General features: G+C 46.6%; 12 protein-coding genes. 4 read left to right on the top strand and 8 right to left on the bottom strand.

The window, feature by feature from the left end:
* Positions 1–540 precede the first annotated feature (540 nt).
* The gene (locus ACLFWI_RS14375; protein ID WP_446413480.1) at positions 541–1,734 is read right to left on the bottom strand and encodes an extracellular solute-binding protein; all 1,194 of its coding nucleotides are present in this window, start codon (positions 1,732–1,734) and stop codon (positions 541–543) included.
* A 431-nt stretch (positions 1,735–2,165) separates the two neighbouring features.
* Between ACLFWI_RS14375 and ACLFWI_RS14380 the strand changes: the two genes are divergently transcribed.
* Entirely contained in the window at positions 2,166–2,585 is a 420-nt protein-coding gene (locus ACLFWI_RS14380) for a hypothetical protein (RefSeq protein WP_446413481.1), read from the top strand.
* A gap of 13 nt (positions 2,586–2,598) precedes the next feature.
* Here ACLFWI_RS14380 and cobT read toward each other — a convergent pair whose 3' ends face one another.
* The 7 genes from cobT to ACLFWI_RS14415 all read right to left on the bottom strand — a co-directional run bounded on the left by cobT (position 2,599) and on the right by ACLFWI_RS14415 (position 8,338).
* Positions 2,599–3,843 (bottom strand): nicotinate mononucleotide-dependent phosphoribosyltransferase CobT, encoded by a 1,245-nt coding sequence (gene cobT, locus ACLFWI_RS14385; protein WP_446413482.1) that lies wholly within the window; start codon positions 3,841–3,843, stop codon positions 2,599–2,601.
* A gap of 149 nt (positions 3,844–3,992) precedes the next feature.
* Positions 3,993–4,355 carry a zinc ribbon domain-containing protein gene (locus ACLFWI_RS14390; RefSeq protein ID WP_446413483.1) on the bottom strand — a complete coding sequence of 121 codons (363 nt, stop codon included), beginning with the start codon at positions 4,353–4,355 and terminating at the stop codon, positions 3,993–3,995.
* 158 nt (positions 4,356–4,513) lie between these two features.
* Positions 4,514–4,729: a hypothetical protein gene (locus ACLFWI_RS14395; protein WP_446407121.1), complete on the bottom strand. Its 216-nt coding sequence runs from the start codon at positions 4,727–4,729 to the stop codon at positions 4,514–4,516.
* Positions 4,730–4,874: 145 nt separating this feature from the next.
* Positions 4,875–5,837, bottom strand: a complete 963-nt coding sequence (gene cysK, locus ACLFWI_RS14400; protein ID WP_446413484.1) for a cysteine synthase A — start codon at positions 5,835–5,837, stop codon at positions 4,875–4,877.
* Positions 5,838–5,871: 34 nt separating this feature from the next.
* Complete coding sequence (locus ACLFWI_RS14405; RefSeq protein WP_446413485.1) at positions 5,872–6,375, bottom strand: DUF4278 domain-containing protein; 504 nt, start codon at positions 6,373–6,375, stop codon at positions 5,872–5,874.
* Positions 6,376–6,662: 287 nt separating this feature from the next.
* Positions 6,663–7,496, bottom strand: coding sequence for a DUF2232 domain-containing protein (locus ACLFWI_RS14410; RefSeq protein WP_446413486.1), 834 nt, complete (start codon positions 7,494–7,496; stop codon positions 6,663–6,665).
* A 134-nt stretch (positions 7,497–7,630) separates the two neighbouring features.
* Positions 7,631–8,338 carry a Crp/Fnr family transcriptional regulator gene (locus tag ACLFWI_RS14415; RefSeq protein WP_446413487.1) on the bottom strand — a complete coding sequence of 236 codons (708 nt, stop codon included), beginning with the start codon at positions 8,336–8,338 and terminating at the stop codon, positions 7,631–7,633.
* Between the two features lie 583 nt (positions 8,339–8,921).
* Between ACLFWI_RS14415 and ACLFWI_RS14420 the strand changes: the two genes are divergently transcribed.
* The 3 genes from ACLFWI_RS14420 to ACLFWI_RS14430 all read left to right on the top strand — a co-directional run bounded on the left by ACLFWI_RS14420 (position 8,922) and on the right by ACLFWI_RS14430 (position 14,500).
* Positions 8,922–11,258, top strand: coding sequence for a hypothetical protein (locus ACLFWI_RS14420; RefSeq protein ID WP_446413488.1), 2,337 nt, complete (start codon positions 8,922–8,924; stop codon positions 11,256–11,258).
* A 302-nt stretch (positions 11,259–11,560) separates the two neighbouring features.
* Positions 11,561–13,291: a hypothetical protein gene (locus ACLFWI_RS14425; RefSeq protein ID WP_446413489.1), complete on the top strand. Its 1,731-nt coding sequence runs from the start codon at positions 11,561–11,563 to the stop codon at positions 13,289–13,291.
* Positions 13,292–13,843: 552 nt separating this feature from the next.
* On the top strand, positions 13,844–14,500 hold the full coding sequence (locus tag ACLFWI_RS14430; protein ID WP_446413490.1) for a sugar transferase: 657 nt from the start codon (positions 13,844–13,846) through the stop codon (positions 14,498–14,500).
* Positions 14,501–14,639: the final 139 nt, after the last annotated feature.

The following is a 14,639-nucleotide window of genomic DNA, read 5'->3' on the forward strand; positions in this document are numbered from 1 at the left end:
AAATTCAGATATTCACCGATAACGGAACAACAAAACCCGCCCTCCCCACCGATAACGGAACAACAAAACCCGCCCATTCCCCCACCGAACGGCAATCGATTAATCCCAAACTGGACAACCAAACCCACCTTATTCTCAACCGCGATCGCACTTTGTTTGTCTAAAGTCCAGAAATTGAATGACACTGACTTAAGGATGGTGGGCAATGCCCACCCTACGATAGATAAAGGCTTTTGGCGCTCCCCAAAGGGTTTTGGCGCTCCCCAAATGCTTATTTCAGTGCTATTCGACTTAAGCAAGAGGAGGCGATTGAAATCCCAGCTACACAAACAAAGTCCGCCGGCGCGGACTAGGTTATAACAGGGGTAGCGTTCCCCGGATTAGGTATGACAAACTTCGCCGTTAACTTTTATTGTCCCTACCTACTTACCGGGTCAAAGCTAAAGTAAGAATCGAGTTTACTGGGAAAATTTTTTCTTTGAACCCGTTGAAACGGGTTTGCTGCTTTTAGCCCCAACTTTAGTTGAGGGCTTAAGTCTACTAAACAAATTGCATTGTGCGAATTTCTTGCCACAGTTCCTGATACTGTTTTATAGCTGTTGGGGGTAAAGGATACAGAAATTCACTAGCTTCGAGAATAGAAGGTTCTGGTAAGAGGAGATCATTGGTTTGCAGTGGGTTGGGTAACGTAGCCGGATTTAGGGTAACCAGTATTGGTGAAGCCGCATGACTTAATAAAGAAATGTCGATCGCGGATTGTTGTCGCCAGCAAAAATCAATCCATTGCTGAGTTAATGATTGGGACGTTTCTGGTTCTGGCGATTCAGCAGCCGTCTTTTGCACAGCAGGTTGTACCCACACATCTGCCCAAAGAGAGGTTCCTGAACGAGGAACGACGGATTGAATTTGGCGATCGCGTCCGCGCAGGGATAAGATATCCGTAGACCAACCCACGGCTAACCAGGTATCGCCTAACACGAAAGGTTCTAGATAGTGATTTGAACTGTAGAGTTTAACCTGTTTATGCAGGTCTAAGAGTTCGGTTTTCAGATTGGGGACTTGACTCAAATCTTTGGTATTATAGGAAAATCCTAATTTTTTCAAGGTCAACCCAATTACCTCTCGCGGACTATCAAGTAACGAAATGCGATCGCGTAATTCTGGACGCCATAAATCACTCCAATCTGTCGGTGTCCATCCTAATTCCTCAAACTTATCCCGGCGATAGGCAATTACTACTGTCCCCCAGCGATAGGGTGCGCCCCAGATTAATCCCGATTCGTCAAGTTGTCCTTGGCGATTGCGTCTGACAATCCCTTGCCAACGCGGGGGTAACTTTTGCCATCCTGGTAATCCTACCAGTTCTAGGGGTTGAATCAGTTGCTCACCGATAGCGGATTCTAACCAATAATCGCCCAATGTCACCAAATTGGCGATCGCGGGAGGTTTGCGACTAATCAGAGGAAGGGAAAACCCAGGCGAGGATTCTGGGTTGTCCGATTGTCGTTTCCACACCCGAAGGTTCTGGTATATATCCTTAAGCTGGGCTTGTGGGTCAAACTTGAGCCTCACGGGTGGCTCCAGGGTTTGGCGAAATTCAGCCAATAACTGAACCGGAATTGAATTTTGCAACAGTCCTACATTTAAAGCCGTTGACTGTCTATTGCCACACCCAGACGCCAATTGCCCCAGTGCTAGGGCGCTAGCGCCCATGAGAAAGGAGCGTCGTTTCATCCCAAAAATCTGCTGAATTGAGTAAAAATACTACATTGTATACGCTTACTCCCAACAAACTAACACAATTTTGGTGTTCTGTGAGACTGACAGCCAAAGAATCCATCTGCTATACAAGTGACCAGTGCTCCGTAACTCGTTGAGTAAATCTGGGAACTTATCCAGAGTTGGGACTGAGTTGAAGGCACAATTGTAAATAAAATATTAAATAGTTAGATCGGCGACATTGTAAGGAAGACCAAGGTAAAATCTAGGAAAAAAGGTGATTAAAGCCCAAGATAAATGATTTTGAGGGTTGACTTAATGATTGAAAGTTGTGCGCTGTGAACAATCAGCCGGATATAGGGATATGAATTGTCTCAAATAGTTAAATGAATCCGCAGGAAGGTAGCTTTTGAGTGTAAATTGACTAGCATGAAATAGAACTCGCTATGGAAATTGGTAATCAGATGGATACAGTTCAACAACAAATCAAAGCCCTAAATCATAAAGTTGATGCTATATATCAAAGTATCGAGCAACTCAACCACAAAGTATCCCAGTGTCTCTCTCAAGTTCAACCGATGTCAACTGTAGACTCTGAGCTACAGGCATCAACCGCAAAGGTTAATGACATCCCCGTCTATGCGAATCCCCAACTGCTTGACTCTGGGATGGAACATAAAGATATCCTGATCGAGGATAACGGTGAAGTCACTCAATTTCATACGCATCACAACGGAAATCATAATTCAGAGAATCCCCTGTCTGCTGATGTGCAAGTGCAACGTCTCACCGCCCAATTAACAGCCGCTTACAATCGCATTGCGGCTTTAGAAGAACAGCTTCTCGCCCGCCGCATTCACTCTTGATCATCAATCCGGGTTAATGGTGTTGAGCCAGAAGTGCTTCAATGGCTTGCAGTAATTGAGTCGTGTTCCATCCTGGGTAAAGATGGGATGCGATCGCACATCCTCCCGCACCGACGCCTTCCTTGACATATCCTTGTTCGTAAGCCCGTAGCTGGGGATAACTTGACTGGGCAAAACTTAAGTCGGTTGCCAAAAGAGGAACACCGCCGATAGCTCGTGCTAATCCCACAGTATCACCCGTGGGATCATCTGCCACCCAGCGAGTTGTACCGACAACCACCTGCTTAGGTTGCCATGACAAAGAGTCAAGACGACTTTTTCCTCCCTCTAGAAGGGCGGGTTTAATCCAGCTATCCGACATCGACGGAACGTTATCAGTAAAACCCGCCCCTACAGCCCTCGATCCCCCAGCTTCCCAGACGTAGCCTGCTACGTCTCTACAAGCTGGCATTTGCTGCGCCAACGTCCGTGCTAGTGCATAAACCGCCAGCATTTGCGTCCCTCCAGCTAACAAAACACCAACGCTTTGACTTGCCCCAATTACCATTCCGGCGGCTGTAATTTGCATGGGATCGCCTACGGCGGCGACTAACTCGAAGGGATCAATGAATTCTGCCAGTTTCTCTTCCCAGCCAGCCTGTTGTAGTCCAATCCGAACGATTTCTGCTTTTTGGCGATGATTACAGTGAGGATGGCTGCTATTGACTTTACCCATGGCGGCAATACCCAACCCTGTCAGTACACTCAAAGCCGTTGTGGTTCCGCCAACGACGCATTCAGCAATCATTACATATCCGCTTGGGGTCAGAGTTGCCAGCTTTTGACCCCAAATTAAGCCTTGCTCAAATAGCTGTTTTACAGTATTGATGGGCAAGGCAATCCCTGTGGTTAAACAGTTAGCGGGTAAACCGCCTAAATCTATAGCTGGGACGCCTGGCGGTTGAGGTAAACCCGCATTGAATAGATAAACCGGAAGGTGACAAGCCTCGACGACAGCACGAGAAATCAGGACAGGCGACGCCCCAGCATCCAAGGGAGGCAGAGGATACTGAGGATTGGCGGTAAAACCATTAACTAAGAATTCAGCATCCGCGATCGCAGTATACTTCCGATCCTCTGGAGTTGCCCCAGCCGCAGAAATGCCGGGGATCAACCCTGTTGCCGTAAATCCTAAAATACAAGCGAGTAGGGGAGGTTGTCCCCGATACTGCTGCAACCATTGATTTGCTTGAATGAATTGGGTATAGATGCGGATCACGTCTGTCCTTTAGGGGTGAACTAAATCTGTGCAAATCTATGCAGACAAGCTAGAATTGTCTCATATTGCTGGTTTCATCCGTTGATGGTTGTCGTTAGGGACGTTGGTGAAGCAAGGCACTTCTCCCACCCACCGGAGCTTAACCGTACCTAGCACCCCGCTAGGTGATACTCCGCTTCAAGTCGTAACGCTTCTGCTCTAAACTTAAGGTTGAGCCAACCCAAGTTTAGAGCTTCAGATACAGACTTTCCAATCGAAGCTAAGTATCGAACCGTCCGCATCAGTAAAATGGTGCGGACTTCTGCATATTTCATCCAGAGAGTAATCTCACGATCACCGCCGCGATGCAGAATGTTCATTGCGGCATTTTTGTCTGCTTGAATTACGTCCCCTGTGTAACAGATAAAACGATCCCCATCCCGTTGACCCAATAACGTCCCGGTACGAGAACACATTTGCGACGTATAAGCTGGATTCACCACAGACACTGTTAGGATCGGAAGTTGGGTCATTGTGCATCAAATCCAGCAACTTAGACCGCGATGGTTCGTCTAGAGTGCGGCGGTAAATTGCTCGAATCATGAAGGTTTTCGCGGCTTCTTGTTGCGCTAAAATCGCCTTCATAGCGTCATTAACTGACCATTCCCAAAGCTTCGCAGGTAATCCAATATCAGTTGGGCTCAGTTGGGTTCTCACGATAGGAGCGGCTTTTCTCCAGTTGAGTCCCCATCCTTGTAGCGATCCAAGGCAAGTTGTACGTTAATGCTCTGGGAATGCCACACAGGTGCATGATTCTCCTCACCTGCGCTTCATCAGAACAAGAAGCAACAGGAATAACCTGAGTGTAAATTTCTTGAGTTTTCTGTTGCTTCTTGCGGCGTGGCATCGTTACTTTTCCTCAACTAGATGCTCTAATCTATGCATAGCAAGCGCCTAAAGAGTTATGCATAGATTTAAGCATATTTTAGGGGATCTGTCGAACCGCGTTTCGGCTCAATGACATCAGCCATAAGCTATAAGACATAAGACAATTAAACTAGGACAGGTGTTTCGGGTTGATCAAGTTCTCGAAACAAAGGCGTACTCAAATAGCGTTCGCCAAAACTGGGCTGTACCATAACAATTAACTTACCCGCATTTTCTGGACGTTTCGCCACCTGAATCGCGGCACATAAAGCGGCGCCGGAGGAGATTCCAGATAACAACCCTTCTTCTCGTGCTAAACGGCGACCAAAAGCGATAGCATCTTCATCACTGACTTGAACCACTTCATCAATCAGGTCTGTACGCAAAACTTGAGGGACAAAGCCAGCACCAATCCCTTGAATCTTATGGGAGCCAGCTTGTCCGCCAGAGAGAACTGGACTACTAGTCGGTTCAACTGCGATCGCGGTAAAGTCGGGTTTACGTTGCTTGAGCACTTCGGCAATACCAGTAATCGTACCACCCGTGCCAACGCCAGAAATAAGAATATCGACCTGACCCTCAGTATCTGCCCAAATTTCTTCAGCCGTCGTCTCCCGATGGATTTTGGGATTGGCTGGGTTTTGGAACTGTTGCAGCATAAAGGCTTCAGGAGTACTTTCGGTAATTTCGTTGGCTCGGCGAATTGCTCCTTTCATTCCCTCGCTTCCGGGTGTCAGCTCTAGTTTGGCTCCATAGGCTTTCAGCATACATCGCCGTTCCATGCTCATCGTATCAGGCATCGTCAAGATTAGCTGATATCCTTTAGCGGCGGCTACCATCGCTAGGGCAATACCTGTATTCCCCGATGTCGGTTCCACTAACACCGTTTTTCCCGGATGAATCTGACCCGCTTCTTCTGCTGCCCGAATCATACTCATCCCGATGCGGTCTTTCACGGAAGCGGCTGGGTTCATTCCCTCCAGTTTCACCACAATTCGTCCTACACATCCCTCCGCTTGAGGAATCCGGTTGAGCTGAATTAGGGGAGTGTGACCAATTACTTCTGTGATATTATGAGCAATCCGCATAGTTTCTCCTTATCAACGACTCGTCACTTCAGAGTTAATCTATCCTACCGCCTTTACTCCAATTACTGTTTTGGGTTAATTCCTGTTCTTTAACCACAGGTATTAATGATTTGTGATCGCTAACGCTAACCCCTCGATATTTCAAGGGTAAGAGAGTTGACGTAGCTGGAGGTGTCACCAAATGGTGAATTCTTAAAGCCTGACCCCGATATTTCCCAATTACCTCATCTTCCGTGACATCAACCTGGGCAGAGCTTAGGTCATAGTTAACGCCTCGATAAACTAGCTTAACGTTATCCTCATCCGGCAATGACGACTCGGTGACGGGCTGAGACGATGAACAACTGCGTCTATAATTGCTAAAAATGACTAATATTAGCAGCAAGAATTGAATTTGCCAGGGTGCTAAACATAACGTTACAACTAAGCTAACTAAAGCAATGGCAGCGGCAAGATAAGCCATTTCATTAGCCAATTGTTTAAAAAGATACGCAGTGACGAGGAAAATCCCCAAGGGAATGATAAACAATAAAGACATATCAAGTGACCTGTAACCTACTTAATCTGTTATCTTAGCGAATTACCAACGTATCAACAGGGGAGCCCACCCTGTTGTAGCCATATTGACAGATAAGTAGTCGGACTTTCATTAAAGTTGATGGTTGAGATTAGGGAACCGGGAACGGGGAACAGGGAACAGTAAGGATTTTACGCTTGTCAACATTTCTTAATATAGCGGACATAATTTATGTCCAGGTACTTACTAGATCATTGCTTGGTGTAACCTCAGTCAGCCGTCAAACTAATCCAAAAACGGAGATTATTTTAATAATCCAGCAAAACTTGTACCCACTGAGGCGGACGAGGAATGGGATTTTTCAGGCGATCAAAGATGAGTAACGCCACCAGATGAACCACAAATAAATAAATGGCATTATTGATCACAATTGCCACAATTGCCACCACCTGAATTAACGTTAAACTGGGTTGAGCAAGTAACCCCAGCTTGACAAACCCCCATTCCACTAATTCGGTAATTTGAGTCATCACATAAACCCAAAGATCCTCACTCAAAAGAATTGAGAGCAGCCAAAAGCGAAAAAAGAATCCCAAAGTTCCCAGTAGCGTGCCAATCCCAATGGAAAATAACCAATTGGCTTGACGTTTCCACAATGCGCCCAACTGAACGCCCATCAAACCGTAGGGAATCAAAAACAGGATACTGCGGGTTGGTCCTTGTAGCACCGACAGCAATAACCCTGAAACCAGTGCCGCCATCCAAGAGGCTCGATTTCCCCGGCGCATGTACACCAAGGCGATTGGCACCGGGAAAAACATCTTCAAGACTGGACCGAGGGGAAAATAATAATTAATTAGCCAAATCAAACTCGCTGTACTGGCGAGGAAAGCCGTTTCCACCATGACGACAGTGGTATTGAATTGTCGCTGTTGTGCCTGAGATTGTTGACTCGCTGAATTTCTGTCCTGATTAGGGATTAGCCTTTCAGGTCTAGCATTGGTTGATGTTTCAGTCTCTGGTTCTAGTTCCTCCACCAAATCCCATTCGTCATTGACATTTTCTGAGTCCTTCGAGGAGGATTCAGGATTTGGATCGGGATTAGGGCGAGGCGGTTGGGCATCCTCAAAAGAATCGCTCATGCAGCTTTGATAAACACTTAATCAACCTCCACTTTAACGCTGCTTTCACCTCGACATGATCGCCTGATCCCCTTGCGTAGGTAAATCTGCCTCAAACCTTACCAATGACGAAGGACAAAGGACAAATAACACTTCTAAGCAATAATGCGTTCTAATGCCGCCAGATCTGGGATAAACATAATATCGTGTTCTCGCTTAATCAAACCTTTTTTTTCCAGCTTCGTCAAAACTCGCGTCACTGTCTCCCGCGCCAATCCACTCAAACTGCTTAACTCGCGATGGGGTAAGTTGGGAATCTCAGTGCCTTGCTGTTTAAGTTTACCCTGACCCTCTGCCAAAAACAGGAGCGTGTCTGCCACTCGCGAGGTACTATCCGACTCTCTCAGGCGGAGACGGCGATTAACTTGGCGCAAGCGCTTTGCCATAAGCTGAGACAAACGAACCCCGGCTAAAGGTTCATCATGAATAAGCTGGATAAAATCCTGGGCAGGTATACTGCCAATCGTCGTGGGCGTTAAGGTAATCACATCGGTAGAACGAGGCACCTCATCCAGGGCCGCCATTTCGCCAAAAATTTCCCCCTTGCCTAAAATGTTGAGGGTCACCTCTTTGCCTTCCAGGTTATAGGTACGAATTTTTGCCCAGCCCTCCAAAATGAAGTAAACCGAGCCACCCCAGTCATTCTCCAGCAAAATAACTCGATCCTTGGGGTGGCTGCGTGTAACAACATGAGAAGTCGCTTGATTCACACTGGCTTCTGGTAAGCCAGAAAATAAAGGAGCAGTGCGCATCAACTCATTAACATTAGAGTTCATTTCGTGTGAGCTGTATCGATCATCCATGAAGCCAAACCACATTGTATACGCCGTGGACAAGTATGGCGATTTGTTATCCTCAAAAACTTAAGCAGGTTCCTTCCTGTTTCACAACAGACACAAAATTGAGTCTTTGTGGTACAATCGCCCCTCATCACCCCATCCAGACCAGCCATAATGGCAGATACAAGGGACTTATGTCCTGATCGATGAATCGGCGTTATACTCCCTCGAAGTGCCTTCAATTCTAATCCTATTGGAAATTAAAGCTAATCAGCCGGAGATTGGTACACAGCTATTATGCTGCATATTGAGGGAGATTTAACAACTTAGATGCCTGTAATCAGGACTTGAGAGGACATCGGTTAGCCAGAATACGTTTATGATAATGACACTCACGCCAAATTTTTCGACCAATATCGCTCAATTGTTAATCCCCTACCGCTCAACCAAGCGTGAGTCGTAGCGGGGGCGGCTTAAAGCTCTAGTTGACCCGCCTCAGCCTCAATCCGACTCGGCTAACGGCAAGGGTTCAAGTTCCTACATAATAAAAGCAGGCGATCGCAATAACTCCTGCGAAGCGTGAACATAAGTTGTCAGGCGTTCCACCGTGACTAAACAGAAGAAAATCCAATCGCTGATTGCTGATATTGACAGTCTCCTTGCCAAGTTTGGCTCCCGTTTCCCTTGGTCTAAACCCAACGATTTAGCCCGCGATCGCGAAATCCTCAAACGGGTGCGTAGCTATCTGCTGTCGATGCAGTCAGACGAAATGGCAATGTCGCCATCCCACGAATCAGCCGTTACACCAATTGTGCAGGCGGTTGCCCAAGAAATGGAGAATATACGCCAACAGGTTACAGAACCCTTGCAGACTGAATTGTCAGCATTACGTCAACAGCGAGAGTCCTTAACTCAAGAAATTCAGCACCTTGAGCAGAAGAAACAGCAATTGCAAAATACTGTTACCGCTAAAGGGGGGGGACAAGAACAACCTCTCCCAGAATTTGCTCAGGATTTAATTCACCAGTCAACCGAACGCCTGACACAGCAACTGGCTCAAATCTTACTGAATTTAGAAGCCCAACTGCTCAATCCTTCATCAACATCGGACTCACCCGGGTCACCCGTCTCTGGGATAATGTTACCACAAGAACGCTTAGAGCAACTGCGGCAACTGCAACGGGAGAGCGATCGCATGTTGATCAATCTCGACACCAACCAACGGACAGTCTTTGAGGCACTCGATCGGGATCTGCATGGCTATCAGCAATCTTTGTCTCAAGGACTTGACAAAATGCATCGCTTGAGCAACCAAGGAGAGCTGTTATTTACAGCCCTTGTCAATCGCCTCGCCCAGCTATTGGGACGAGAAACCTCAACCTTGGTGCAATCGTCTCAACCTTGGTCAGAGGTGACAGAATTATCCCAGTCAATGCCCGATTCAACGTCATCGACATCAAAACAAGAGGGCATTTTTGTGGGCATTGATCCACTGTCTCAGCCTGAATTCAATGTGACCCTATCTGCCAACACCTTAACCCCATCCCCACCAACCCAGGCTCAACTGCCGTCTAAAATTGCCGATCAGCAATGGACGGAAGAACTCGAGACAGAAAATTCAGGAGGCAATCCCCTAGACGCCTTGATTGGCTGGAATATGGATATCTTTATCTCAGACAATGATTCAGAATTTCCAGACCTAGATTTCCTCTTAGGCATCGATAGTACGCCGGAGTCCACAACACCATCATCCCCCTCAGCCCCAATCTCTCAGGCGGACGCCAAGCAACCCGTAGAACCAGAGGTTGCCGATCAAACTGAAGTCGAGAACCGCCACCATGAAATTGATGAGTTGTATAATACCCTATTTGGCACAGACTCTAATACCCCTTCTCCAGCCAATAACGCCGAAGTGACTGATGCGAATACCTCAGCGACATCAATCACGACAACTGACTGGCAAGATGATCGATCCCCAGATCAGGCTTTCGGTGAGACTGAATCGGTGGAGATTGCTGATTATCTATTTGACGGATTCACTGATCCGGCTGATGAAACGAGTGTATCCGAACACGGGATTGAAGGCATCAATCATGATCAACTATCCTGGGAAACCTTATTATTTGAAACGCCAACATCTGACGCCCCGATTGAGTCAGAGGTAGTCGCCACGCCAGAACCCGCCACTTATCCTTACCAGGAAAGGTTCGACGAGTCTCAAGACGTTAAAACAATTACCGCCCTAACCGATTTACTCGATGAAATGGGGTTAAGTTACTCCCCCCCCGTAGCCGATATCCGATCCATAGCGGCGACTCGTGAGGAAGAATGGTTTTCGGAACACCCTGGAGAAACTGATTCCCCCGTTACCTCAGTGGATGACCACTATATTCCCGCCTCACCCGATGAAGATTTGCTAGTCAGGGATGAATCGCAACAGTTTTCCGGTCAAGAGATTAGGCTAGACCAAAGTACCCTCCAGCAGCTTAGTGAAGACCTACACAGCTTTGAAGCAGAAGACCATCTGAATATTGTCCCTCGACCGTCCCCGTCTCGCGATCGCACCGTCTCACGCCCAAACTTCGATTTAGACTCAATCCAGTCGTTGCCCATGTCAGAGGAGTTGTTGGCAGAAGATTGGGAAGAATTTGCCCTCCACGACTTATCCCAGGAGGATGTTATCTTCTCAGATTGGCAACAGACAACTCCAACTGACCGAGACTCTCGCGCACCTGATCCCTTGGTGAGTGACTCTGAGGAAACGACGGCACCATCCCCAGAGTTGGACGATGTTTCTGATAATTTGTCTGAGGAATCGATTGACTTAAAGCAAGACAATGTGGTAGAAAAATATGTCTGGGAAGACTCCGTGACTCCTGATCAACATTCCGTGAGCCAACCTCAAGAAACGTCTTTAGAGGATGGCGAACAAAACAGGGATTAGAGTAGGGACACGGCAGTACCTATCTGTGTAAACTTAAAGCTGAAACCCTTACTTAATAAGAGATCCCCCTCCCGTCCCCCTTCAGATCCCCCTCCCGTCCCCCTTCAAAAGGGGGAAGCCAAAGGATGCTTCGCTTTTTGTTCCACGGGGGGAACCAGAAATTAATCAAAGTCCCCCTTTTGAAGGGGGATTTAGGGGGATCTAAACTTTGAGTGCTAGTTATACAAAGTTTTAAGTTGACACCAATGGACAATGCCGTGCCCCTACAGGTAGGTAATGTGACTTGATCATCAAATTGGCTAGTGGATACCAATAATCCTCTCTGGTACTTAGGAATTGACTTCGGCACCACGGGGCTGTCGGCTGTGGTGTTGAACAAAAACACAGGTCAGCACTACCCTTTATATTGGCAACAGGAATCGTCAACCACCAATCATGATTCAGGCGATCGCGTATTTCGCTTACCGACACAAACCTCCGCGAGTCCTACCGTGGCAAAAGCAGCAGGAATAACGGTGTCCACGGTTAAACCCTATTTACCCTTGGCAATTCCTTACTATTGCCCAGAACGTCGTCAGTGGGAACCAATGTTAGCGTTACCCGATGGACAGGTTCCTCTCTATTGGGTGCGACGATCCTTACAGGCAATGTTAGCCACTTTAACCCCAGAGACGGTTCGCACCAAGGTGTCATTGCAGGTAGGGGCGATGGGTCTAGAATCCGAATTACTGGCAGACGCTTTGGCACAACTCACAGGCGTCATTGTCAGTTATCCAGCCGATTGGGGCGATACCTACCAGATTAATGTTCGGGAAGCAGTATTGGCTGCCAAGTTAGTCAAGAAATCTCAACAAATTGTCTTCTTAGAAGATGCGATCGCGTCCCTCTTAGCCGCTTTTCCCACACCTGAACCCGCCTCTGTCACCTTAACGCCTCAATCCTCTACACTTGGACGTGGCTGGACGTTGGTGATCGATAGTGGCGCAACCACCACGGAATTGGCATTAGTAGATTTGCCTTACAATCCCCGCCAATTAACTTACGCTGACTTTCAACTTCAGAGTTGGTCCTATGCAGGTCAGGCGATTGATCAAGATATCGTTTGGCAGTTACTCTACCCGCAGATGGCTGAGGCGCAATTAGCACAACTGAATCTTAGCCAGGATTTGGAACCCCCCTTACCCGGTCAACCTGATCCCAAAAGACGCGATCGCGCTTTATTCGAGTTACAACATTCGGTGTTAGGACAAGCGTTACTGAAAGCGGCTGAATATTTAAAGCTGATTTTGCCACACAAAACCGAATTTACCCTGGAATTGGGTGCCTATCAATGGACGGTGCAACAAAAAGACTTCAACAGTGCCATTATCACACCGTTTATTGAACAACTCAACCAACAGGTTAACCGATTGCTGATTCAAGCCGGACTTTCCCAACAGGCGATCAGTAAAGCTATCTGTACGGGAGGAAGCGCTAAGTCAAAAAGGGTGAAGCAGTGGCTTCAGGATAAACTGCCTAACGCTACACTGATCCCGGATACTGTATCATCCCAGCCTTGGGTCGCCACTGGACTGGCGAGGTTACCCTTGTATCCCCATGTCTTTAATCGCTTTCAGCAGCAATATAGTGACTACTTTCTGCTATTAGAACTGCTTAAGGCGTTCCCCCCGACAGAAAAGGAATCAGGGATTCGGGATTACACTCTGGCAGAAATTAAGCAACGCTTAGAACGTCAAGGTCTCAACACATTCGCCTGTGATCAACGTTTGCTGGGGTTTTTGGACGGTGAGTTACCGTCAGGATTGATCCCAGCTAGCGATCGCCTAAAGGGGTTCTCTCCAGCTTCTCCCCACGATTTCCCTTATCGGGATCTGGCTGATGCCAAACTGTTTTCACCCGTAGGCGATCGGCTGTATCGTCCCAATTTCCAACAACACGAGCGTCTACGTCAATACCTTAAACTGATTGTATCCAGTCTATCTCAAACGTTTGATGAGCCTTTAATTATTAATTTTAATCATTGCTATAAATAAAAGCTATCAACATACTTTAGAGACGTTGCATATAACGTATTCTTATAATACATAGATAAAAACCCTTACAAAATAGCGAGCGAGACGCTCGCACTACAACCGTTCTCTGTTCCCCATTCCCCACCATCACTCCAATCCTTATTCACTAACCTCTAAATCAGTTGTGAAATAGCAACCCTCACTGGCTAAGCGTTTCAACCCCATTTATTTTCACGCCTCATTTAAACGGGCTATGACTCTAGAATCTACATCTTAGGATAGATGCCAAAGGTAAAGTCATTACTTAGACCCTAGATCGCGTTTTCAGCGTTGATTATAAATTATTAGATTGCGTAATCCTCGTTAATTTCAATCCATAATCTTTATCATATCTTCATAAAAGTGCGTTCAGTCCCTATAAAATTGTAAAGAATTCGTGAAGTGTATCCAACGGACTATTTTTTTTTCGCAAACCTCTCAATAATATAGAACATGATAATCGGCTAAATAACTTACAACTTGTAATACAACTGAGCTTACACTGTGTTTACTACATCAAACTGTTCCACACCCTTGCCGGGTGATCTCCCCCAGCTCCAAAGTTTCTCTCGGTTAATTGTGCAGCATCGGTCGGCAACCTGCAAAATTAAACGTCTCATTGATATTCTGGGAGCTGTGGTTGGCTTGTTTCTGACGGCAATTCTTGCCATACCAATTGTGATCGCCATCCAGATTGACGATCCAGGTTCTATCTTCTATCGTCAACTTCGCTGTGGTTTACGAGGTAAATCCTTTCGCATCTTGAAATTTCGTTCAATGGTTGTAGATGCTGATCGCAGGCAACATTTGGTGCAAAATCAGGCAAAAGGTCATATCTTTAAAAATACCAACGACCCTCGCATCACTCGTGTGGGTCGTTTTTTACGGCGCACCAGCTTGGATGAATTGCCTCAATTTTGGAACGTGCTTAACGGTGAAATGAGTTTAGTCGGTACTCGTCCGCCCACCCTGAATGAAGTACAACACTACAAGCCGCATCATTGGCAACGATTGAGAACTAAGCCAGGAATGACTGGAGAATGGCAAGTCCATGGTCGCTCTAGTGTGATTGATTTTGAAGATATTGTGTTGATGGATCTAGCTTATCAGCGCAAATGGTCTCTTATCTATGACCTTCAGCTCATCCTGAAAACTATCGCTGTAGTCATCAAGAAGCAAGGAGCCTATTAAGCCAATGTGTATCTCAATTTAATTTCCTATACCCGAAAAAATTCTTTGTAATTTTTCAATCCTTAATATTTAAACAACATCCAGCAATTGTCGGGGCGGGTTTAGGGAATCTGTAGGGGCGGGTTTAGGGACTAAATTC

The sequence above is a fragment of the Coleofasciculus sp. genome, assembly GCF_046539235.1.
In the GTDB taxonomy this organism is placed as follows: domain Bacteria; phylum Cyanobacteriota; class Cyanobacteriia; order Cyanobacteriales; family Coleofasciculaceae; genus Coleofasciculus.

Bases quoted from the DNA above. Each gene is read 5' to 3' on its own strand.
- ACLFWI_RS14390 (WP_446413483.1), bottom strand. From the start codon at position 4,355: ATGACCCAACTTCCGATCCTAACAGTGTCTGTGGTGAATCCAGCTTAT.
- ACLFWI_RS14375 (WP_446413480.1), bottom strand. From the start codon at position 1,734: ATGAAACGACGCTCCTTTCTCATGGGCGCTAGCGCCCTAGCACTGGGG.
- ACLFWI_RS14395 (WP_446407121.1), bottom strand. From the start codon at position 4,729: ATGCCACGCCGCAAGAAGCAACAGAAAACTCAAGAAATTTACACTCAG.
- ACLFWI_RS14410 (WP_446413486.1), bottom strand. From the start codon at position 7,496: ATGAGCGATTCTTTTGAGGATGCCCAACCGCCTCGCCCTAATCCCGAT.
- ACLFWI_RS14415 (WP_446413487.1), bottom strand. From the start codon at position 8,338: ATGGATGATCGATACAGCTCACACGAAATGAACTCTAATGTTAATGAG.
- ACLFWI_RS14380 (WP_446413481.1), top strand. From the start codon at position 2,166: ATGGAAATTGGTAATCAGATGGATACAGTTCAACAACAAATCAAAGCC.
- cysK (WP_446413484.1), bottom strand. From the start codon at position 5,837: ATGCGGATTGCTCATAATATCACAGAAGTAATTGGTCACACTCCCCTA.
- ACLFWI_RS14405 (WP_446413485.1), bottom strand. From the start codon at position 6,375: ATGTCTTTATTGTTTATCATTCCCTTGGGGATTTTCCTCGTCACTGCG.